This window comes from Streptomyces sp. NPDC091377 (assembly GCF_044757045.1).
GTDB lineage: Bacteria > Actinomycetota > Actinomycetes > Streptomycetales > Streptomycetaceae > Streptomyces.
Window position 1 is genome coordinate 438041 of the sequence record NZ_JBIVUE010000003.1, and the last position, 21183, is coordinate 459223.

At 72.6% G+C, this 21183-nt stretch carries 17 protein-coding genes and 1 pseudogene; 10 read left to right on the top strand and 8 right to left on the bottom strand.

Annotation, left to right across the window (positions count from 1 at the left end; all coding sequences use genetic code 11):
• The first annotated feature begins 1 nt into the window (after position 1).
• Positions 2-2215: a ThuA domain-containing protein gene (locus ACIQNG_RS09670; RefSeq protein ID WP_401483641.1), complete on the top strand. Its 2214-nt coding sequence runs from the start codon at positions 2-4 to the stop codon at positions 2213-2215.
• 87 nt (positions 2216-2302) lie between these two features.
• Here the strand turns inward: ACIQNG_RS09670 and ACIQNG_RS09675 are convergent, their stop codons facing one another.
• Positions 2303-3271, bottom strand: coding sequence for an SDR family NAD(P)-dependent oxidoreductase (locus ACIQNG_RS09675; RefSeq protein WP_401483643.1), 969 nt, complete (start codon positions 3269-3271; stop codon positions 2303-2305).
• A gap of 269 nt (positions 3272-3540) precedes the next feature.
• Positions 3541-4587 carry a PHP domain-containing protein gene (locus tag ACIQNG_RS09680; RefSeq protein WP_401483881.1) on the bottom strand — a complete coding sequence of 349 codons (1047 nt, stop codon included), beginning with the start codon at positions 4585-4587 and terminating at the stop codon, positions 3541-3543.
• 147 nt (positions 4588-4734) lie between these two features.
• On the opposite strand from ACIQNG_RS09680, the gene ACIQNG_RS09685 reads away from it, so the two are divergent.
• Entirely contained in the window at positions 4735-4977 is a 243-nt protein-coding gene (locus ACIQNG_RS09685; protein ID WP_401483644.1) for a hypothetical protein, read from the top strand.
• Between the two features lie 97 nt (positions 4978-5074).
• On the opposite strand, the gene ACIQNG_RS09690 is transcribed toward ACIQNG_RS09685, so the two are convergent.
• Entirely contained in the window at positions 5075-6328 is a 1254-nt protein-coding gene (locus ACIQNG_RS09690; RefSeq protein ID WP_401483646.1) for a lectin, read from the bottom strand.
• 251 nt (positions 6329-6579) lie between these two features.
• Here ACIQNG_RS09690 and ACIQNG_RS09695 point away from each other — a divergent pair, with 251 nt between their 5' ends.
• Positions 6580-6981, top strand: coding sequence for a hypothetical protein (locus ACIQNG_RS09695; protein ID WP_401483648.1), 402 nt, complete (start codon positions 6580-6582; stop codon positions 6979-6981).
• 260 nt (positions 6982-7241) lie between these two features.
• The gene (locus tag ACIQNG_RS09700) at positions 7242-8456 is read left to right on the top strand and encodes a cytochrome P450 (protein ID WP_401483650.1); all 1215 of its coding nucleotides are present in this window, start codon (positions 7242-7244) and stop codon (positions 8454-8456) included.
• Between the two features lie 21 nt (positions 8457-8477).
• Here the strand turns inward: ACIQNG_RS09700 and ACIQNG_RS09705 are convergent, their stop codons facing one another.
• Complete coding sequence (locus tag ACIQNG_RS09705) at positions 8478-8858, bottom strand: anti-sigma factor antagonist (protein WP_401483652.1); 381 nt, start codon at positions 8856-8858, stop codon at positions 8478-8480.
• 396 nt (positions 8859-9254) lie between these two features.
• On the opposite strand from ACIQNG_RS09705, the gene ACIQNG_RS09710 reads away from it, so the two are divergent.
• Positions 9255-9623, top strand: a complete 369-nt coding sequence (locus ACIQNG_RS09710) for a VOC family protein (protein WP_401431703.1) — start codon at positions 9255-9257, stop codon at positions 9621-9623.
• Between the two features lie 286 nt (positions 9624-9909).
• On the opposite strand, the gene ACIQNG_RS09715 is transcribed toward ACIQNG_RS09710, so the two are convergent.
• On the bottom strand, positions 9910-10359 hold the full coding sequence (locus tag ACIQNG_RS09715) for a nitroreductase family deazaflavin-dependent oxidoreductase (protein WP_401483654.1): 450 nt from the start codon (positions 10357-10359) through the stop codon (positions 9910-9912).
• A 402-nt stretch (positions 10360-10761) separates the two neighbouring features.
• Complete coding sequence (locus ACIQNG_RS09720; protein WP_401483656.1) at positions 10762-11646, bottom strand: sigma-70 family RNA polymerase sigma factor; 885 nt, start codon at positions 11644-11646, stop codon at positions 10762-10764.
• Between the two features lie 67 nt (positions 11647-11713).
• On the opposite strand from ACIQNG_RS09720, the gene ACIQNG_RS09725 reads away from it, so the two are divergent.
• The 5 genes and pseudogenes from ACIQNG_RS09725 (at position 11714) to ACIQNG_RS09745 (ending at position 16606) form a co-directional block, all read left to right on the top strand.
• Complete coding sequence (locus tag ACIQNG_RS09725; RefSeq protein ID WP_401483658.1) at positions 11714-12433, top strand: FMN-dependent NADH-azoreductase; 720 nt, start codon at positions 11714-11716, stop codon at positions 12431-12433.
• A gap of 84 nt (positions 12434-12517) precedes the next feature.
• Positions 12518-12973, top strand: coding sequence for a DUF1348 family protein (locus ACIQNG_RS09730; RefSeq protein WP_401483659.1), 456 nt, complete (start codon positions 12518-12520; stop codon positions 12971-12973).
• Positions 12948-13299: pseudogene (locus tag ACIQNG_RS09735) on the top strand (flavoprotein); the annotation flags it as partial. The gene ACIQNG_RS09730 and the pseudogene ACIQNG_RS09735, both read left to right, overlap by 26 nt.
• Before the next feature lie 48 nt (positions 13300-13347).
• A complete protein-coding gene (locus tag ACIQNG_RS09740; protein ID WP_401483661.1) occupies positions 13348-14316 on the top strand; it encodes an aldo/keto reductase in 969 nt (322 codons plus the stop codon).
• 373 nt (positions 14317-14689) lie between these two features.
• Positions 14690-16606, top strand: coding sequence for a ricin-type beta-trefoil lectin domain protein (locus ACIQNG_RS09745; protein ID WP_401483663.1), 1917 nt, complete (start codon positions 14690-14692; stop codon positions 16604-16606).
• A 28-nt stretch (positions 16607-16634) separates the two neighbouring features.
• On the opposite strand, the gene ACIQNG_RS09750 is transcribed toward ACIQNG_RS09745, so the two are convergent.
• Positions 16635-19010, bottom strand: coding sequence for a SpoIIE family protein phosphatase (locus tag ACIQNG_RS09750; protein ID WP_401483665.1), 2376 nt, complete (start codon positions 19008-19010; stop codon positions 16635-16637).
• A 534-nt stretch (positions 19011-19544) separates the two neighbouring features.
• On the bottom strand, positions 19545-21170 hold the full coding sequence (locus ACIQNG_RS09755; RefSeq protein WP_401483667.1) for a cytochrome bc complex cytochrome b subunit: 1626 nt from the start codon (positions 21168-21170) through the stop codon (positions 19545-19547).
• Positions 21171-21183 lie beyond the last annotated feature (13 nt).

The window sequence follows — 21183 nt, forward strand, 5'->3', positions numbered from 1 at the left end:
CATGACCCGACCGACCCCCGGAACCCGATCGACCGCACCGACCCGGGCGACCCGATCGACCGCACCGACCCGGGCGACCCGGCCCACCGCACCGGCCCGCCGACTGCGCCGGCTGATCACCGCCGCGGCCCTCGCCCTGCTGGGCTCCCTGATCGTCCCCGCCCAGACCGCCCACGCCGCCGCCTACGAGATCCTCGTCTTCTCCAAGACTGCCGGCTTCCGGCACGACGCCATCCCGGCCGGCCTCGACACCCTGCGCACCCTCGGTGGCCAGAACGACTTCACCGTCACCACCACCGAGGACGCCGCCGCCTTCACCACCGCCAACCTCGCGACCTACGAGGCGGTGGTGTTCCTCAACACCACCGGTGACGTCCTCGACGCCGGACAGCAGACCGCCCTCCAGTCCTACGTCGACTCCGGCGGCGGCTACGTCGGTGTGCACGCCGCCGCCGACACCGAGTACGACTGGCCCTACTACGGACAGCTCGTCGGCGCCTGGTTCCAGAGCCACCCCGCCATCCAGTCGGCCACCCTCAGGAACGAGGACCGCACCCACCCCGCCACCTCCCACCTCGGCGCCACCTGGACCCGTACCGACGAGTGGTACAACTACCGCGCCAACCCGCGCCCGAACGTCCGTGTCCTTCAGACGCTCGACGAGAGCACCTACAGCGGCGGCTCCATGGGCGGCGACCACCCCATCACCTGGTGCCACAACCAGGGACAGGGCCGCTCCTTCTACACCGGTCTCGGCCACACCGCCGAGTCCTACGCGGACCCCGCCTTCCGCTCCCTGCTCCTCGGCGCGGTCCGCTACGCCGCCGGACAGGCCACCGCCAACTGCTCGGCCCCCACGGGCGGCACACCGGTGGAGGCGGAGTCGTACAGCTCGGCCTCCGGTGTCCAGGCCGCCGCGCACGGCCCGGCCAGCGGCGGCCGGACCCTCGGCTACATCGACAACGGCGACTGGGCGGGCTACTCCTCCGTCACCACGGCGGGCGCCCGCACCTTCACCGCCAAGGTGTCCTCGGCGGGCGCGGGCGGCCGGATCGAGGTCCGCTCCGGCTCCGCCACCGGCACCCTGCTCGGCTCGGTCGCCGTCCCCGTCACCGGCGGCTGGGAGACCTTCACCACCGTCACCACCCCGCTCACCGCAACCGCCTCAGGACCGCTCTTCCTGAGATTCACCGGCGGCTCCGGCGCCCTCTTCGACATCGACACCTTCAGCCTCGGCTCCGCACCGGCCGACGAGGCCCTCGCCGACAGCGTCCATCTCTTCTACTACCCGTGGTACGGCAGCCCCGCCGTCAACGGCGGCTACCGGCACTGGCAGCAGGGCGGGCGCACCCCGCCGAACGACGTCGGCGCCGACCTCTACCCGACCCTCGGCGCCTATGACTCCGGCGACTTCGACGGCGCCGTGGCCCGGCACATGGAGTGGGTCGAACGCTCCGGTGCCGGAGTGATCGTCTACAGCTGGTGGGGCCGGGGCAGCTACGAGGACCGGCTCGCCCGGGGTGTGCTCGACGCCGCCGAGGAGCGGGGCGTCGAAGTGGCCTGGCACCTGGAGCCCTACGCGGGCCGCACCGCCGCCTCCACCGTCGCCGACATCCAGTACATCAACAGCACCTACGGCGACCACCCCGCCTTCTACCGCTCCGACGACCACGGCGGCAAGGGCGCCTACTACGTCTTCCAGAGCCTCGACATCCCCGACTGGACGGCACTCGACCAGGTCACCGGCAGCAGCATCGTGCTCGCCCAGACCACCGACACCACCAAGATCGCCCACTTCTCCGGCATGTACACCTACGACGGGATCGCGGGGGCCACCGCCCCCGGCTGGAAGCAGGCCGGCGACCACGCCCGCGCCAACGGGCTGATCTGGTCCCCGTCCGTCGCGCCCGGCTACCTCGACGACCGGGCCGTCCCCGGCAACACCACACCCACCGTGGCCCGCGCCGACGGGGCCGCCTACGACCGGCAGTGGAACAACGCCCTCGACCCGGCCATCGGCGGCGACCCGACCTGGGTCTCGGTGACCTCGTTCAACGAGTGGCACGAGGGCAGCTCCATCGAGCCAGCCGACTCCACCCCGCCCGCGGGCCACGGCTACCAGACCTACAACGGCGCCTACGGGCGGACCGGGGCCGCGGCGGAGACCGCCTACCTGGACCGCACCGCGTACTGGGTCGGCCGCTTCCAGCGGTAGCACCGCCGGGCGGCGACGGGCCGGAAGCTCCCCCGGGCTTCCGGCCCGTTCCCCGTCCACGCCCCGCACGCCGCCCGGTCCGGCAGATCAGCTCCGGTCCGCGAAGGCGTCCACACCGGTGCGCTCCGCCGACAGGGCCCACAGCCGGGTCGCCTGCTCCGGGTCGATCGCCCACTGCTTGACCCCGCCGGGCCCACCGTCCTCCGGAGCGAGCCCGGCGATGTCGCAGTCCTCCAGATAGACCCCGCCCATGCCGTCCAGCCGGGGCGAGGTCGCGGCCCACACCTGGGTCGCGGCGCCCTGCTGCGGCGACTTGAAGGCATCCGGGTCGATCGGGTTGCCGTCGGCGTCGATCCAGCCGCGCTCCACCATCTCCTCGGTGGTGAGATGGCGCTGGAGCGGGGTGATGATGCCGCCCGGGTGCAGCGCGAAGGCCCGTACGCCACGCTCCCGGGCCAGCCGGTCCAGCTCCACGGCGAACAGCACGTTCGCCGTCTTCGCCTGCCCGTACGCCGCCCACTTGTCGTAGCCGTGCCGCCAGTCGATGTCGTCCCAGCGGATGCCGGAGCGGTGATGACCGGCGGAGGACACCGACACCACCCGCGCACCCCCCGGCTCGATGGCCGGCCACACCCGGTTGACCAGGGCGAAGTGCCCGAGATGGTTGGTGGCGAACTGGGCCTCCCAGCCCGGACCCACCCGGGTCTCGGGACAGGCCATGATCCCGGCGCTGTCGATCACGATGTCCAGGGTCCGTCCGGAGGCCAGGAACCGCTCCGCGAAAGCGCGCACGCTCTCCAGATCGCCGAGGTCCAGGGCGTCCACCTCGACCCGGTCCAGCCCGTCCAGTGCCGCGCGCGCCGCCTCGGGCCGTCGCGCCGGTACGACGACCCGCGCGCCCGCCCTGACCAGTGAACGGGTGGTCTCCAGACCGATCCCCGAGTAGCCGCCCGTGACGAGGGCCAGCTTCCCGGTCAGGTCGATGTCCTTCAGGACCTCGTCAGCGGTGCTCCGGGCACCGAAGCCCGAGCCGATTCCTTGCTGTGCAGTACTCATACACGGAACGTTACGAACTGGAGCGTGCTCGAAGCCGGGCCGGGCCGCACATGAGGGAGCCCCGGCCGTGACGGGGGAATCACGACCGGGGCGGTCTGTGGTGGGTGCGGAAGGCGGTCGCCTCTCGGCGGAAGGCTCCACAGGGCTTCAGCCGGACGATCGTCCCTGTGGGCGAAAGGTGAGGCCCGGGGACACTGTTCCGACCACACCCACATCCTGTTCAACGGAAAACCACCCTCGGGTGTTCCCTCGCGCCCCGGTGAACTGTGTCACCCGGCCCCGGTCGGCACCCGTCCCTCCCGTGACCAGGCCAGCAGCTCCTCCCGCGGCCAGGTGGTGACCACCCGCCCGGCGGGCACCCCGCACTCCTCCGCCCGCGCACAGCCGAGGATCTGCCAGTCCAGCTGACCCGGCGCGTGGGCGTCGGTGTCGATGGAGAACAGCACCCCCGCCTCCACGGCCCGGCGCAGCAGCCGGCGCGGCGGGTCCAGCCGCTCGGGCCTGCTGTTGATCTCCACGGCCGTGCCCGTCTCGGCGCACGCGGCGAACACCTCGTCGGCGTCGAACCGCGACTCAGGCCGGGCGTCGCCGCCGTTGCGGCCGATCAGCAGCCTGCCGGTGCAGTGGCCGAGGATGTCCGACAGCGGATGGCGTACGGCGGCCACCATCCGCCGGGTCATCGCGCGGGCGTCCATCCGCAGCTTGGAGTGGACGGACACCACGACCACGTCCAGCCGCTCCAGCAGCTCGGGTTCCTGGTCCAGCGAGCCGTCCTCGTTGATGTCGCACTCGATGCCGGTGAGCAGCCGGAAGGGCGCCCAGGTGTCGTTGAGGGCGGCGATCACGTCGAGCTGCTCGCGCAGCCGGTCGGGGCTGAGTCCGCGCGCCACGGTCAGCCGGGGCGAGTGATCGGTCAGCACCGCCCACTCATGGCCCAGGGCGGCGGCCGTACGGCCCATCTCCTCGATCGGGCTGCCCCCGTCCGACCAGTCGGAGTGCAGATGGCAGTCACCGCGCAGCAGCGCCCGCAGCCCCTGTCCGCGCTCGGGCCGGGGCTCGGCCGCCGCCTCGGTCTCCAGCCGCTCCAGATAGCCCGGGAGCTGCCCCGCGAGCGCCTCCTGGGCGACCTGGGCGGTCTTCGGGCCGACGCCCTTGAGCGACTTCAGCGTCCCGGTGGCCGCCCGCTCACGTACCTCCTCGGGGCCCAGCTCCGTGAGCACCTGGGCGGCGGTGCGGAAGGCGCGGACGCGGTAGGTCGGCGCCAGGGACCGCTCCAGCAGGAAGGCGATCCGTTCCAGGGCCTCGACGGGATCCATCGCCACCTCCTCCTCCCACAGGGTTCCGCAGCGCGGCGCCCGGCGCACGGCGGCGGGCATCCGCGGGACGGACCACCGAGGTCCGGAGGATACCGATCGGGACGAATCGACAGATCACTCATGACGAAGTCGATCTAGTCTCTAGACATGACCGAAGTAGAGAGTCCGTACATTTCGCACCCGCGGATCCTGGTGCTCGCGGTACAGCCGGGCACTCCGCCGTTCCGCATCGTGGAGATCGACGGCGAGATGGTCGGTGAGGCGAGGACCGTCACCGATGTCCTCCTGGTGGCCGCCGAGTGGGGGATCGTCGTCCACGACCTGGACGATCCCGACGTGGTCCGCTGGGTGGGCGGCGACAAGTTCACCTGGACTCCGCGGCGACGCTAGGGCCTGTCGTCCGGATCGTCCCGACCCGACGGGCCGGCCCCCGGGGGCGAGGGCCGGACCCGGGGGAGGGGCGGGACCCGGGGGCGGGAGCGGGGGCTCAGCCGACCGTCCACTTCTGCGCCGAGGTGCCGTTGCAGGTCCACAGCTGGAGCCGGGTGCCATTGGCCGTGTTGGCGCCCGTCACGTCCATGCACTTGTTCGCCTGGACGTTGACGATGTCCCGGGCGGCGCTGACCGTCCATCGCTGGGCGCCGGAGCCGTTGCAGTCCCAGAGCTGGAGCCTGGTCCCGTCCGCGGTGCCGCCGGCGGTGGCGTCCAGGCACTTGCCGAGCACCCGCAGGGTGCCGTCCGAGCCGACGGTCCAGCGCTGGGCGGCGCTGCCGTTGCAGTCGTAGAGCTGTACGGCGGTCCCGTTCGCGGAACTGCCGCCGGCCACGTCGGCGCATTTCCCGGCCGGCCCCCGGATGGCCGAACCGGTGCCGGTGTCGCCGGTGGTGACCGACACATGGTCCACGACGAGTTGCTGGGGGAAGACGGTCGAACCGTCGGGGTCGCCCGGCCAGTAGCCTCCGACGGCCAGGTTGAGGATCAGGAAGAACGGCTTGTTGAACACCCATTGACGGCCGCCGAGGTCGGCCGGGGTGCGCCGCTGGTAGACGGTGCCGTCCACGGACCAGGTGATCGAGTCGGGCGCCCAGTCGACGGCGAAGGTGTGGAAGCCGTCCGCGAACGCCTGACCGCCGGGCAGCGAGTAGGCCGCGCCGATTCCGCCGGAGCCGGAGTAGCCGGGGCCGTGGAGCGTGCCGTGGACGGTGGCGGGCTCGAAGCCCACGTTCTCCATGACGTCGATCTCGCCGGAGGCGGGCCAGCCGACCTGCCCCAGGTCGTTGCCGAGCATCCAGAACGCCGGCCACATGCCCTGCCCGCGCGGCACTTTCAGGCGGGCCTCGACATGCCCGTACTGGGCGGTGAACCTGCCCGCGGTGTTCAGCCGCGCCGAGGTGTACTCGCAGCGGCCGTACCAGCACTGGTAGTTGTTCGGGTTCTCGCGGCGGGCCGTGATGACGAGCTGGCCCTGTCCGTTGAGGGCCGCGTTGCCGTTGCCCGCGGTGTAGTACTGGCGCTCGTGGTTGTTGACGTTGTCGCCGGTCTCGATCTGCCACTTCGAACCGTCGACAGCGGCACCGGCCGGGCCGTCGAAGGTGTCGGAGAAGACGACCGCCTGGGTGCCGACCGGTTCGGCCTGGGCCCGGGCGGGCGCGGTCGCGGGGGCGGCGACGGCGGCGGAGCCGACCATCACCGCGGACAGGGCGGCGAGCAGACAGGTGCGCAGCAGACGTGGAGTGGCCACGGCTCTCCCTTCCGCAGACGTCCCGGAGGACGGAGCGCCTGCCGAGGTGGGGGGTGGAGGGGGAGGAACGGGTGGGGTCGACTTGATTTAAGTGGTGAGATAAGAGGGCGTCAAGACTCTGGTCCGGACCATCTTGGGCCCGCTGTCCCGGCCTTCGGGTCCCGGCCGCTCCCACCTCGGGATCCGGGCCGCTCCCGCCTTCCGGAACCGGCCCTTGACCTCAAGTGCGGTTGACGTTCAAGGATCACCACATGACCACTCAGAACGACACGATCATTCTCTTCCGCAACACCATGCGCATCACCCCCGGCCATCTGGAGGGCTTCCGCGAAGCCATCGCCCAGGCCGTGGACTTCGCGGAGCGGCACGGACCCCAGCTCATGGTGCAGACCTTCGTGGACGAGGAGCAGATGCTCGCGCACAGCTTCCAGGTCTACGAGGACTCCGACGCCGTGCGCCTGCACTGGAAGCTCGCCGACCCCCACATCCAGGAGGTCATGAAGCACTGCGTGGTGGAGCAGTTCGAGGTGTTCGGCGAGCCGGACGCCGGGGTCGCCGCCGGACTGCGGGAGAGCCTCGGCGACCAGTGCCCGGCCAGTTTCTCCCCGCGCGCCGCGGGCTTCCTGCGCTTCGGCACGGCACCGCAGGGGTGAGCGGCGCACGGCCGGTGGCGGCGGGGGACCGGCGGACGGGGCCTGCCGGACAGGCAGCACAGGCAGCATAGTCAGGGCAGACAGCACAGTCAGGGCAGACAGGACAGGCAGCGCAGGCAGCGCAGGGCACAGCAGACAGGGGGACGTAGGGGGCGTGCGAGCACGGGGCCTGGGGCGTGTCCGTGACTCCGCGCGCCCTTTTGGGCGTAAGCGGCGTTGGGCAGGTCGGAACCTGTGCCGCGCAGCCGAAGGAGCCCTGTATGCCGTCGCCCAACCCGCCCGTCCCCGCCTGCCCCTTCGACTTCAGTGACGCCCTGGAGTTCGACCCGTCGCTCGCCGAACTGGCCGGGCGGGGCCCGGTCAGCCGGATCCGGCTGCCGTACGGCGAGGCCGAGGCGTGGCTGGTGACCAGTTTCGCCGGGGTGCGGCAGGTGACCTGCGACCCGCGATTCAGCCGGGCGGCGATCGTCGGCCGGGACTACCCGAGGATGACGCCCGAGCCCATCGTCTCGCCGGAGTCGGTCAATGTGGCCGACCCGCCGCACGCCACCCGGCTGCGGCGGGTGGCCGCCCAGGCGTTCACCCGGGAGCGGGTGGCGGCCATGCGGCCCGCCGTGGAGCGGGTGGTGGGGAACCTGCTCACCACGATGGCCGAGACCGGGCCGCCGGCGGATCTCGTGACCCATCTGTCGGTCCCGCTGCCGCACCTGACGATCTGTGAACTGCTCGCCGTCCCCGAGGCCGACAGCGACCTCCTGCGGGACTACGCCATGCGGCTGCTGTCCACCGCCCCCGGCACCCGCCAGGACGCCGCCGACGCCAAGGCCCGGCTGCGCGCGTACTTCGCCGAACTGGTGCCGCAGCGGCGGCGCCGGCCGGGGGAGGACCTGCTGAGCACGATGGCCGCCGCGGAGGTCCCGGACGGTGAGAAGCCGCTCGGCGACGACGAACTCGCGGTCCTCGCCGTCACCCTCATCCTCAGCGGCAACGACACCGCCACCTGCGAGATCAGCAACATCGCCTATCTGCTGCTGACCCGGGCCCAGGAGCGCGCCACGCTGGTGCGCGAACCCGCCCGCGTCCCCCTCGCCGTCGAGGAACTGCTCCGGTACATCCCCTTCCGCAAGGGCGTGGGCATTCCCCGGATCGCCCTCCAGGACACGGAGGTCGAAGGCATCCTCATCCGCGCGGGCGACTACGTCCATGTCTCCTACCTCACGGCCAACCGCGACCCCGAGGTCTTCGCCGACCCCGACCGTCTCGACCTGGGCCGGCCGGCGCACCCGCACATGACCTTCGGCTGGGGCGGCCACCACTGTGTCGCGGCCCCGCTCGCACGGGCCGAACTCGACATCGCGGTGACCGGGTTGCTCGCCCGTTTCCCGGCCCTGAGGCTCGCCGAGCCCGCCGCCGCGATCGAGTGGGACACGGAGACCATCCGCCGCTTCCCGCTCCGCCTGCCGGTCACCTGGTGAGCCCGCCGGGCGGCCGGGGCGTCACACGGAGCCGGACGCCGCTCCCGGTCGCTCCGTCGCCGCCTTCAGGGTGGGCAGCGGCGGCAGCAGCCGGGCCAGCCCGGTCACCCGCAGGACGCGCAGGGTCAGCGGGTGGTCGCAGACGAGCAGAAGCCGGCCGTCACGGGCCAGTACCCGGCTCCTGGCCCGGTACAGCAGCCGCAGCCCGCTGCAGTCGAAGAACTCGACGTGCGTCAGGTCGAGCACGACCAGCGAGCCGGGGCGCGCGGTGACGACGTCCAGGGCGGGCGCGATCTCCGCCGCCGCGGCGATGTCGATCTCACCCCGGAACTCCAGCACGGTGTGGCCCCGCACCCGGTGAACGCGCAGATGCCGGGTGAGCGGCGCGGGGTCCTGCTGCACGACGACATCGCCTCCTGCCTCTTGACCCGGGAACTCGGCCCAACACCGTTCTATGCCCAGCAAGTTACCCCCGATAGAAGGAATTCCAGCATGTTCGATTGACATATGTCGTCGAATTGAGAGCGAGTTCATCTGTGTGAGGGGCGTCCGGGTCCGTCGGGGGAGTGACCGAACCGGGCCCCAGGCGCAGATCCCACGCCTTCCAGGCACCGGATCCACGCCTTCCGCGCACCGGACTCCCGCCTTCCGCTCACCGGGCTCCCGCATCCCATACACGGAACCCCCGCCTCCGGGACTGAAAGCGCCGCTCCGGGACATCCGGCAAGTACCGATCCAGGACACGTACCGATCCAGGACACGTACCGATCCCGGACCCACGACAGGAGACGAGTGGCCATGGCACTGCTGCACACGGGGGTGGTGGTGCTCGACTGCGCCGAGCCCGCCGAACTCGCGGAGTTCTACCGACGGTTGCTGGGGGCCGAGGAGGGCGAGGTGAGCCTCGACCGCGTGGACGTCGAGGCCGCCGACGGCACTCGGATCGCGTTCCGCCGCGACGCGACCGTGACTCCGCCGAGCTGGCCGCGACCGGACGACTCCTTCCAGGCCCATCTGGAGTTCCTCGTCCCCGACCTGGACGCCGCCGAGCGCGAGATCATCGGCCTCGGCGGACGGATCCTGGAGCTGGACGACTCGTCGGGGTCGGCCGGGGAACGCGTCTGCGCCGACCCGGCGGGCCACACCTTCACCCTTCGCCAGACGTAGGGAGATCCGCCGGAGAAGGAGCCCCCGCCGGGCGAGGCGACTCTTGCCGGGCGGGGGGTCTCTCGGGGGAAGCGTCCACCGCCCGGCGCACCGAGCGGTGGGAAGCCCCGCCGCGACGGGGGAACACGGCGGGGCTTGACTGACGAGTGCCCGGGCCCCGTCAGATTTATGCATGCCTGTCGCGGAGAGTTTCCCTCCGCTCAAGACCCCCGCACCCAACCGGAATCAGGCACGCCAGCCTGCATCACGGCAACCGGAACCCGGGCCCCCGGCGCCGTGCTCCGGCTCAGTGCCCGCCGGTCGGCTCCACCACGAACACCGGGATCACCCGGTCGGTCTTGAGCTGGTACTCGGCGTAGGGCGGGTACGCCTCGACCGCCCGCGCCCACCACTCCTCCCGCTCGGCGCCGCTCAGCTCACGTGCGGTCATGTCCTGCTTCACCGCACGGTCCTGGAGCTCCACCCTCGGGTCGGCCTTCAGATTGAAGTACCAGACCGGGTGCTGGGGAGCGCCGCCCCGCGACGCGACGACGGCGTACCGCCCGTCGTGCTCGACCCGCATCAGCGGGGTCTTGCGGAGCTTGCCGCTCTTCGCGCCCACACTGGTCAGGATCACCACCGGCAGGTCACCGCCCGGCTGATGGTTCCCCTCGGCACCGCCGGTCCGCTCGTACAGGTCGACCTGTTCCTCCACCCACTTCGTCGGGCTCGGCTCGTACTCACCTTCAAGAGGCATGATGCGCATTCCTTCCCACTGCCTCGCGGTCCATCCGCACCGCGTCTACCCCTGCGCCAACACGGGCAACCACCGGATTCATCCACGGCTCGCCCACAGCACCTACCCGGTACGTCTTCGCGCCACCGACCGCCGACCCGCACCGTGATGACCGACGCGTACGCCAAGCGGCCGACGACACCTCGGCAGACGCACGACCGAGCACACATCAGAACAGGGGAGACCCATGACCGCCACCACCGACACGACCACGGACGGCGGCACGCACCCGGCCGGCCCGGCCCCGGCACCCCGCGCACCCCCCCGGCGCGGTCCATCAGCACGCCCGACAGCAACGCCGTCACCGACCACCCACCCGCACGGGCCGGTCGCCACGGGCCCCGGCAACGCCCGCCGACCGACTCACATCACCCCCTCCAGCACCCGCACCTCCACCGCCGCCAACCGCCGCGCGTCCGCGATCACTTCGTACGAGGCGACCCGCTCCCCGTCCACCACCACCCGCAGCACACACAGCAGCCGGCCGCCCGGCGCCACCACGATCCCGGGCGCGCCGTCGACCAGGGCGACCGCCCCGAACCGGGACCGGTCCCGCAGCAGCAGCGTCCCCTCGGCGACCGCCCGCGCCCCGCGCAGTTCGCTCGGCACGCCCGGCGGCAGCACGGCCGGGTCGGCGTGGCGTACGACCTCGGGTGCGAGGACGGCGAGCAGCGCGGCCGTGTCCCCGCCCCGCGCCGCCGCCAGGAACGCCTCGACCACCCGCCGTCGCCGGTCGAGCCCGCCGCCGGGCACCGCGTTCCCGCCGCCCCGCACCTTGTGCCGCGCCCTGCTGGCCAGCTTCTTCGCCGCGGGCAAGGAGCGGTCCACGACCCGGGAGACCTCCTCGAACGGCATCGCGAACAGGTCGTGCAGCACGAACGCGACCCGCTCCGCCGGGGTGAGCCGGTCCAGCACCACCAGCAGCGCCAGCCCGACGGAGTCGGCCAGCACCGCCTCCTCCTCGGGCACGTTCCCGGCACCGGACGACTCCGGCGCGGGCGGCTCGTAGGGCTCCTCCCGCCGTGCCGCGCGCGCCCGCAGCAGGTCCAGGCACACCCGTGAGAGGACCGTCGTCAGCCAGCCCGGCAGATTCGTGACCTCCTCGGCCCCGGTCCGGCTCAGCCGCAGCCAGGTCTCCTGCACGGCGTCGTCGGCCTCGTCGGGCGAGCCCAGCATGCGGTGGGCCACCGCGCGCAGCCGCCCGCGCTGCTCCTCGAACCGTCGCGCGAGATCGTCCTGGACGTCCATCGGTCACCTTTCCTCGTGCGGCCCCGTCATCCCTGTGACGAACCCACGACGACCGAGGTGACCACGGATGACCCCGCTCACACCCAGGACACGCGAGACGGCCACGCCCCACCCGACCCTGCTGCACCTGGACTCCAGCGCCGACCTGCCCGCCGACTCGGTGTCCCGGCGGCTCACCGGCCTCTTCGTGAGCGGCTGGCGGGACCGGCACGGGGAGCGCGGCCACCGGTACCGCGACCTGTCCGCCGACCCGGTACCGCCGCTGACCCCCGCCTACACCACCCTCGGCCGCCGGGTGGAGCGCGAGGGCTTCGTCCCACCCGCCAAGGTGCCCGCGCTGATCGCGGACGCCGCAGAGGAGCGGGAGTGGCGGCAGACCGCCCCGCTCGTGGACGAACTCCTCGCCGCGGACACCCTCCTGCTCGGTGTGCCGATGTACAACTTCTCGGTGCCCGCCTCCCTGAAGGCGTGGATCGACCGGGTCACCTTCCCCGGCGCCTTCACCGATCCGGACTCCGGGGAGAGCCTGCTGCGCGACACGCGGGTGATCTGCGTCCTGGCCCGGGGCGGCGCGTACGGACCGGGCACACCGCGCGAACGGTCCGACTTCCAGGCCCCTTACCTGCGGGCCTACTTCGGCAACCTCGGCGTCACCGACCTGACCGTCGTCGCCGCCGAACTGACCCGCGTCGACGTCCTGCACCACCTGGCCGGCCTCGAAGACCTGGCCGCCGCGTCCCTGGCCGGGGCGGAGGAGACGATCCGGTCCCTGGTCCGACCCGCTTGACCCAGAGAACGGTCGTTCTCTACGGTGGTCCCCTCGGCGGAGAACGGCCGTTCTCCCCGTTGGTGACACCCCGAGGAGCAGCCCATGGACCGCCCGCCCCTGCCGCCCTTCACCCAGGAGACCGCCGCCCGCAAGGTGCAGGCGGCCGAGGACGCCTGGAACACCCGCGACCCGCACAAGGTCGCCCTCGCCTACTCCGAGGACTCCGTCTGGCGCAACCGCGACATCTTCGTCACCGGCCGCCCGCAGATCGTCGCCTTCCTCACCCGCAAGTGGGAACGCGAACAGGACTACGCCCTGCGCAAGGACCTCTGGGCCTTCGACGGCGACCGCATCGCGGTGCGCTTCCAGTACGAGTGCCGGGACACCGACGGCCAGTGGTGGCGGTCCTACGGCAACGAGTTGTGGGAGTTCGACACCCACGGCCTGATGACCCGCCGCGAGGCCAGCATCGACGACGTACGCATCGAGGAGCACGAGCGCCGCATCCACGGCCCCCGCCCCGCCGCCGAACACGGACAGCCCTTCCCGCTCCGGTAGCCGCTCCCCGCCCAGCCCCTCACCAGCGGGCTCTTCCCCTTCAGTAGGCTTCCGGAAATGGGCCCACCGTCAACAAATGGGCGGCGGGCCTGGCCGACACCCTCGCCGTGGCGACCCTCTGCGAGGCGTCCGGCCTCGGCGTCCCGGTCGCCGTCCTGCCCTGTGTCGCCCCCGCCCACACCGCCCACCCCGCCTACCAGGACAGCCTCACCCGGCTGCGGGCCATGGGCGTGCGCTTCGGCGAACCGTACTCCGGGACACCGGACGCGGACGGGGAGCGGCCGGGGTTCGGCTGGGCGCGGGCACTGGATCTGCTGGGACGCTGAAGTCGTAGGCTTCCTGTGGCCCCGTACACGACGGCAGGAGCAGCGACGATGCAGTACGTGAAGCTCGGTTCGACGGGAATGGACGTCTCCCGGATCTGTCTGGGCTGCATGACCTACGGCGTCCCCGCCCGGGGCGCGCACGAGTGGACCCTCGACGAGACGGCCGCGCGCCCGCTGATCCGGCAGGCCCTCGACGCCGGCATCAACTTCTTCGACACGGCGAACGTCTACTCCGACGGCACCAGCGAGGAGATCGTCGGCAGGGCGCTGCGCGACTACGCCGACCGGGACGAGATCGTGCTCGCCACCAAGGTCCACCAGCCGATGCGGTCCGGCCCCAACGGGCGCGGTCTCTCGCGCAAGGCCGTCATGACGGAGCTTGACCACAGTCTCCGCCGCCTCGGCACCGACTACATCGACCTCTACCAGATCCACCGCTGGGACCCGCACACCCCCGTGGAGGAGACGATGGAGGCCCTGCATGACCTGGTGAAGGCGGGCAAGGTGCGCTACATCGGGGCGAGTTCGATGTACGCCTGGCAGTTCTCCAAGGCCCAGTACACCGCCGAGGCCCACGGCTGGACGCGTTTCGTCTCCATGCAGAACCACTACAACCTCATCTACCGCGAGGAGGAGCGCGAGATGCTGCCCCTCTGCGCGGACCAGGGCGTCGGGGTGCTGCCGTGGAGCCCGCTGGCCCGGGGCCGTCTCACCCGCGACTGGGACACGACCACCGACCGCAGCGCCACCGACAGGTTCGGCGGCACCCTCTACCAGGACGGTGACCGTACGATCGTGGAGGCCGTCACCCGGATCGCCGCCGAGCGGGGCGTCCCGCGCGCCCAGGTGGCCCTCGCCTGGCTGCTGCACCAGCCGACGGTGACCGCCCCGATCGTCGGCGCGGCCAAGCCCGGACACATCGAGGACGCCGTCGCCGCCGTCGACCTGGTCCTCGGCGACAAGGAGCGCGAGGAACTGGAGCGCGCCTACACCGCCCACCCCGTCGCCGGTCACTGAGCGGGCGGCGCATCGCTGAAGCAAATACCCGTCGAGCCCGCCCCGCTCCGGCCGGACAGGCCGGGGCCCGGCCGGAACCACCGGGCGGGGCGGGCTTGTCGAACCGGTCGAGCCGGTCGGACCAGGTGGGTGAGCCGAGCGGACCCAGCGGGTCGACAGGAACTCTTACCACTTTGTCGACACCGCGCCGGCTTCGTTCCACGGGCTCGCCGAGAAGTTGACACAGGTTCAAATACCGCTCCCCACAGGGCCGTAGCCGTACCGACCGGAGATTCCGGATGTCCCTTGTCCCGTCTGGGGGCCTGTGCCAAGGTGTGGTCAGTCGGTGTGCAAACTGTGCGCCCGCCGCATGTCCTGTGAGAGGAATGCAGCCGTGCTCCCCGCAGACCCCTCTGATTCCCCGGACCTCGTGCCCCATCGCGTCGGTGAACTGCTCGACCGGCACTGGGAGGCGGCCTTCGCTTACGCAAGGCTGTGCACCGACGGTTCCCGCGCCGCCGGAATGCTCACCACGGCCGCGTTCACAAGGCAGCTCGGCGCGGTGCCGCCGCGCGGTGACACCACGCCGACCTGGCGATACGTCCTCCTGCTCACCGTCCGTGACCTGGCGGCGGAATGGGCCACCGGCGACCGGCGCGCACTGCTCGCCCCCGCACTGCGCCGCGACAACGCCCCGGGCCCCCCGGCCCCGCTGCTCCCGCCCTCCGAACGACGGCTCCTCACGGCCGCGTTCCACCGACTGCCGGAGCCGGCCCGCTGTCTGCTCTGGCACACCGCGGCCGAGTCCGACCCGCTCACCACCCCGGCTGCCCTGCTCGGCCTGGACGAGACGGCCGCGGCCCTGGAACTGCGGCGAGCCAGGGAGCGGCTGCGCGCCGAGTGCGTCCAGGCCCATCACGACCTCGCGCCCTCACCGCGCTGCCGCCACTTCAGCCGCATGCTCGACGTCACCTACCGGCGCGGCGGCACCCCCGTCGACCCCGACCTCGCCACCCACCTCGACGCCTGCCCGCACTGCCGGCACGCCGCCGACCAGCTCGGACGGTTCCCCACCGAACTGGGCACACTCCTCGCCGAGGCCGTCCTCGGCTGGGCCGCCCGCCCCTACGTCACCGCCCGCGCCGCCCGCTTCGAACCGGCCGCCGACCCACCGGCCGCCGACCTCCCGCCCCGCCCGGACGGCCCCGCCTTCATGCCCCCGCCGCCCACCACCGGGACGGCACCAACGGGCCCGGCACCCACGGGCCCGGCACCCACGGGCCCGGCACCCACAGGCGAGCCCTACACCTCCGTCCCCCCGGCCACCCGGGGCCCCCGCCCACCGGCACCCCGGGTCCTCGCCCGCCGCGCCGCGGCCCGCCGCAGGGGCCGCGCCGCCGCCTTCGTCACCGTGGGCGCGCTCGTCGCCGTCCCGCTCGGCCTGTGGGCCGCGGGCGACTCCGGGGAGGGCATGCCGGTCGCCGCGCAGACCACCCCGGACACCGACCGCCCCGGACCCGGGCCGAACCCCTCCGGCATCGACGCCGCCGCGCCACCCGAGAAGGAGGTCCGGGGCCGACTGCGCAACGCCGCCTCCGGTCTCTGCCTCACCCCCGCCGACGGCGAGGTCACCAGGAGCGCGCGGACCGAACTCGCCGTCTGCTCCGGCTCACCGGCCCAGCAGTGGTCGTACGAGACGGACGGGCTGCTGCGCAGCGTCGCCGATCCCGGCCTGTGTGTGGATTCCAGCGTCGGGCACTCCGTACGGCTCGACGTCTGCGCCGACATCGAGGAGGTCCGCTACGACCTCACCCGCCGGGGCGCCCTCGTGCCCCGCTGGGACCAGGGACTCACGCTCGCCCCGGCCGCCACCGACGGCTCGGGCGCCCTCACGGTCAAGCCGCGCGACGACGGCAGGGTCCAGCGCTGGGAGTTCGACCCAGGCCCCGACCTGCGGACGACCAGGGCCGACCGCGAGGACACGGGCACGGCGTCCCCCGACGACCGCCCCGCCCCGGCCCGGGACACCGCGGCCTCCCCGGAACCCTCGAAGCCCCCGCGGCCGTCCCCGACGGAACGAACGCCGGGGCCGCGGCAGAGTCCCTGCCGCCCGGACGGCGACCGCGACCACCGCCCTGACCGGGACGACGGCGAGGACCGGAACGACCGGAACGACCGGGATGACCGGAACGACGTGTGCGAGGACGGCGCGGACGAGGTGGACGGGGTGGACGAGGTGGACGACGTGGACGGCGACGACCGCCGGGACCGTGGTGACCGGCCCGGGGGCGGTGACCGCGAGGAACGGTGAACCGTGACCGGCGCCCCGCGCCCCGACCTCAGTCCCCGTCGTCGACGAGCCCCAGTTCGGCCCAGATGGTCTTCCCCTCGGCGGTGTGGCGGCTGCCCCAGCGCTGGGTGAGCTGGGCGACCAGCAGCAGCCCCCGGCCGCCCTCGTCCCAGGTGCGGGCCCGGCGCAGATGGGGCGCGGTGTGGCTGGTGTCGGACACCTCGCAGATCAGGGTGTCCGTGTCATGGATCAGCCGCAGCCGGATCGGATGCGCTCCGTACCGGATGGCGTTGGTGACCAGTTCGCTCACCACCAGCTCGGTCGTGAACGACTCCGCGCTCAGGTTCCAGGCGTCGAGCCGCTCGACCACCTGCTTGCGGATGGGCGCGACGAGTGCCGGGTCGGCCGGGATGTCCCAGGTGGCGATGGAGGACGCGGGCAGCCCCCGGGTACGGGCCAGCAGCAGGGCCACATCGTCGCAGGCGCCGCCCGACGGGAGCAGCGTGTGCAGGATGTGGTCGCAGGACTCGTTCAGCGAACCGTCGAAGTCCGCGAGAGCCTCGCCCAGCAGCCGCCGCCCCTCCTCGTGGCTGTGGTCGCCGTTCTCCAGCAGCCCGTCGGTGTAGAACGACAGCACGCTGCCCTCGGGCAGATACAGCTCGGCGGTCTCGAACGGCAGCCGGTCCACCCCCAGCGCCGGCCCCTCCGGCACCTCCACCTGCCGGGGTTCCCCGCCGGGCGGCAGCAGCAGCGGCGCCGGATGCCCCGCGCTGGCCATGGCGCAGCGCCGGGAGACGGGGTCGTACACCGCGTACAGGCAGCTCGCCCCCACCTCACCGGGGCTGCTCTCGCCGCCGGACTCCTCGGACAGCCGCAGCACCAGATCGTCCAGGTGGGTGAGGAGCTCGTCCGGCGCGAGATCGATGTCGGCGAGCGTGCGTACGGCGGTCCGCAGCCGGCCCATGGTCGCCGACGCCTGGACGCCCTCACCGATCACGTCACCGACGACCATCGCCACCCGCAGCCCGGACAGCGGGATCACGTCGAACCAGTCGCCGCCCACTCCGGCCCGCGCGGCCGGCAGATAGCGGGAGGCCGCGTCCACGGCCGCCGTGCGGGGCAGGGTGCGCGGCAGCAGGCTGCGCTGGAGGGCGAGGGCCGTCTGCCGCTCACGGTTGTAGCGCCGGGCGTTGTCGAGACAGATCGCGGCCCGCGCGGTGACATCCTCGGCGAGGAGGACGTCGTCCTCGGTGAAGGGGTCCGGCCGCCGGAACCGGGTGAAGACCGCGACCCCCAGGGTGATGCCCCGGGCCTGGATCGGTACGGACATGCTGGAGTGCACCCCGAGCCGCCGGGCCCGTTCGGCGCGGTCGGTGGCGGTGGCCAGCCAGGGGTCCAGATCGCCCGCCGCCACCGAGGCGAGGATCGTGTGCCCCGCCATCAGCGAGGCCGCGTGCGGGGAGGATTCCGGATAGCTCTCGACGTCGCCCGGCCTGACCATCGCCTCCGGGGTGCCGGGGGTGATCGACCGGTGCGCGGTACGGCGCAGCTCGACGGGGGCGGTCAGCCGCGGCGGGGGTTCACCGCCGTACGCCTCCGGGTCGAGCAGGTCGACGCTGACGAAATCGGCGAGCGCGGGCACGCACACATCCGTGAGTTCCTGTGCGGTGCGGGTGATGTCGAGGGTGCTGCCGATGCGCACACTGGCCTCGTTGAGCAGTTGCAGCTGCTCGCGGGCGATGTGGCTCTCGGTGACATCGTGCGCGGCGAGACACACCCCGCGCACCCGGCCGTCCGCGTCGGTGACCGGCGCCATGCGGGCCAGCCACGCCCGGGTGCGGTCGGTGAGGCCGACCCGGATCGTCGTCTGCACGTCCAGGGCGTGTCCGGTGGTGAGCACATGGCGCAGCTGGAGTTCCAGGTCCTCGCTCTGCGGGGTCCCGCCGATCTCGGACACCAGCAGTCCCCGGATGTGCTCGGGGGGCAGGCCGATCACCTCGGCCATGGCGTTGTTGAGGGTGTGCAGCCGCAGCCGTTCGTCGTAGACGGCCACCGCGCACGGGGACTGGGTGAGCACGGCGCTGCTCAACGGGTCGCCGGCGGCGGCCGGTGGTCCCTGGTCCAGCGGGGTGACCACCGTCCACCGGTCGTGGTGGCCGTCGGGGGAGCGGACGAGATGGGCCAGCAGCCACACCGGGACGGTACGACCGTCACGATGGCGCAAAGTGAGCGTTCCGGACCAGCGCTCGCCGTCCGGGACCGGGTACTCGCCGCCCAGCAGCGCGGTGGCGGGGCGGCCCACGACCTCGGCGGCGGTCCAGCCCAGCAGCCGGTGGGCGCCCTCGCCCCATTCCGCGAGATCACCCTGGGCGTCGATGACCGCCCGAGCCGTCGCGGCATCGTCGAACGGGTACTCCGGGCTCATCGTCGCCACTCCTACGCGCACACGCACGGTGCACAAGTGCGTCACTTGGGTTCCAGCGTAGTGCGTCCCGGCGCCTCCCGATCGGCGAGCCCCCCTAACCGGTGCCGATCCACGCCAGGCGGTCAAGGACGAGATTCGGCCGATCTGGCGTTCGGGGCGTGGCCGGGACGCCGGGCGAGCGACGCATTCGGCTGACGTTCAGTCAGCGCCCGGTCATCGGCGATCCGTTGCGAACCGGACCGGGCTCGTTGGTCGGCGGAAGCCCCTGATCGCTCACCGCGCCGCCCCGCCCGGTCGCCCCGCCCGGCGTCAGCCGCTGACGCGGGCTGATGGGCGGGAACGGGTGGTACCGGGCGTCCTGCGCTGGAAGCGCTCCCAGGGCCTGGTTCACGGCCTTGGGCGCCCCTCATGGCCCCCGCCCGGGCCCGGCACGCCTGCCGCGCTTGCCCGGCCCGCCGGCCCCCAGGGGGCCGCCCGGCCCCCGGCCCCCGGGCCCCGCCCCTCACGGAGCGGGGCCGGGGGCGAGCGTCGCCCTCAGCCGGAACCCCGTGCCGGCCCGGGCGGCGGGACTCGTGGCCCCTCGGTGTGGTCAGGAGCGGCGGACGACTCGACCAGTTCCGCCGGCCGCTCGTGCTCCACGTACGGACCCGGCCGCTCATGGGCGGTCAGGGTGTCCCGGCGGCCGGGGTCGAGGGGCTCGTGGACCTCGACGTACTCACCGTGCGGCAGCCGCTTGATCCGGCCGGTCCCGCGGCCGTGCGCCACCTGTTCCCGGTCCCGCAGCCGCAGCCCCAGACAGATCCGCCGGGTGACGACGAAGACCACCGCCGGGACGGCGAACACGGCGATCCGCACCGCCCAGGTCACCGTGTTGATCGACAGATGGAGCCTGGTCGCGAAGAGGTCGTTGCCGCCGCCCGCGAGCAGCACCAGGTAGAGGCTGATCCAGGCCGCCCCGATCGCCGTGCGCACGGGCCGGTCGCGGGGCCGGTCCAGCAGATGGTGCTCGTGCCGGTCCTTGGTGAAGCGGGCCTCGATGAACGGATAGACGCCGATGAACAGCAGGAGCAGCGGGAAGACGACGACGGGGATGAACACCCCCAGGACGAGCGTGTGCCCCCACAGGGTGATCTCCCAGCCCGGCATCACCCGCACCAGGCCCTCGGCGAAACCGAGATACCAGTCCGGCTGGGCGCCCGTGGAGACCTGGTCGGCGCGGAACGGGCCGTAGCTCCAGACCGGGTTGACCGCCGCCACCGCCGCGATCGCCGTCAGCACCCCGAAGACCAGGAAGAAGAACCCGCCCGCCTTCGCCAGGTACACCGGCATGAACGGGGCGCCCACCACATTGCGCTCCGTGCGGCCCGGCCCCGGGAACTGGGTGTGCTTGTGGTACACGACCAGCAGGATGTGCGCCACCACCAGCGCCGCCATGATCCCGGGGATCACCAGCACATGCAGCGAGTAGAACCGCCCCACGATGTCGTCGCCCGGGAACTCCCCGCCGAACAGGAACATCGTGAGATACGTCCCCACCACCGGCACCGACAGCAGCGCGCCCGCGACGAACCGCATCCCGGTGCCCGACAGCAGATCGTCCGGGAGCGAGTAGCCGAACAGGCCCTCGAACATACCGAGGAACAGCAGCGTCCAGCCGAACAGCCAGTTGACCTCACGGGGCTTGCGGAACGAGCCCGTGAAGAAGTGCCGCATCATGTGCGTCAGCATCGCCGCCACGAAGACCAGCGCCGACCAGTGGTGGAGCTGGCGGATCAGCAGCCCGCCGCGCACATCGAAGCTGATGTCCAGCGTGGAGGCGTACGCCTCCGACATCCGCACCCCGTTCAGCGGCACGTAACTGCCGTCGTACACCACCTCGTTCATCGACGGATGGAAGAAGAAGGTCAGCCAGACGCCGGTCAGGATCAGGATGACGAAGCTGTAGAGGCAGATCTCGCCGAGCAGGAAGGACCAGTGGTCCGGGAAGACCTTGCGCAGGTACCGCCTGCCCAGTGTGTGGATGCCGAGCCGGCCGTCGAACCAGTCGGCGACCCGCTCCCCCTTCCCGGGGCGTTCCACGGTGTCAGGGCGGTCAGGGGCGGGAACGGGTGGGTGGCCGGACGAGGGGCCGGACGAGGGGCCGGACAACGGGTCGGACATGGGTGTGCCTCCG

Excerpts from the sequence above, each read along its gene's own strand:
- ACIQNG_RS09670 (WP_401483641.1), top strand. The coding sequence starts at position 2 with ATGACCCGACCGACCCCCGGAACCCGATCGACCGCACCGACCCGGGCG.
- ACIQNG_RS09675 (WP_401483643.1), bottom strand. The coding sequence starts at position 3,271 with ATGAGTACTGCACAGCAAGGAATCGGCTCGGGCTTCGGTGCCCGGAGC.
- ACIQNG_RS09680 (WP_401483881.1), bottom strand. The coding sequence starts at position 4,587 with ATGGATCCCGTCGAGGCCCTGGAACGGATCGCCTTCCTGCTGGAGCGG.
- ACIQNG_RS09685 (WP_401483644.1), top strand. The coding sequence starts at position 4,735 with ATGACCGAAGTAGAGAGTCCGTACATTTCGCACCCGCGGATCCTGGTG.
- ACIQNG_RS09695 (WP_401483648.1), top strand. The coding sequence starts at position 6,580 with ATGACCACTCAGAACGACACGATCATTCTCTTCCGCAACACCATGCGC.
- ACIQNG_RS09700 (WP_401483650.1), top strand. The coding sequence starts at position 7,242 with ATGCCGTCGCCCAACCCGCCCGTCCCCGCCTGCCCCTTCGACTTCAGT.
- ACIQNG_RS09710 (WP_401431703.1), top strand. The coding sequence starts at position 9,255 with ATGGCACTGCTGCACACGGGGGTGGTGGTGCTCGACTGCGCCGAGCCC.
- ACIQNG_RS09715 (WP_401483654.1), bottom strand. The coding sequence starts at position 10,359 with ATGCCTCTTGAAGGTGAGTACGAGCCGAGCCCGACGAAGTGGGTGGAG.
- ACIQNG_RS09720 (WP_401483656.1), bottom strand. The coding sequence starts at position 11,646 with ATGGACGTCCAGGACGATCTCGCGCGACGGTTCGAGGAGCAGCGCGGG.
- ACIQNG_RS09725 (WP_401483658.1), top strand. The coding sequence starts at position 11,714 with ATGACCCCGCTCACACCCAGGACACGCGAGACGGCCACGCCCCACCCG.
- ACIQNG_RS09730 (WP_401483659.1), top strand. The coding sequence starts at position 12,518 with ATGGACCGCCCGCCCCTGCCGCCCTTCACCCAGGAGACCGCCGCCCGC.
- ACIQNG_RS09740 (WP_401483661.1), top strand. The coding sequence starts at position 13,348 with ATGCAGTACGTGAAGCTCGGTTCGACGGGAATGGACGTCTCCCGGATC.
- ACIQNG_RS09750 (WP_401483665.1), bottom strand. The coding sequence starts at position 19,010 with ATGAGCCCGGAGTACCCGTTCGACGATGCCGCGACGGCTCGGGCGGTC.
- ACIQNG_RS09755 (WP_401483667.1), bottom strand. The coding sequence starts at position 21,170 with ATGTCCGACCCGTTGTCCGGCCCCTCGTCCGGCCCCTCGTCCGGCCAC.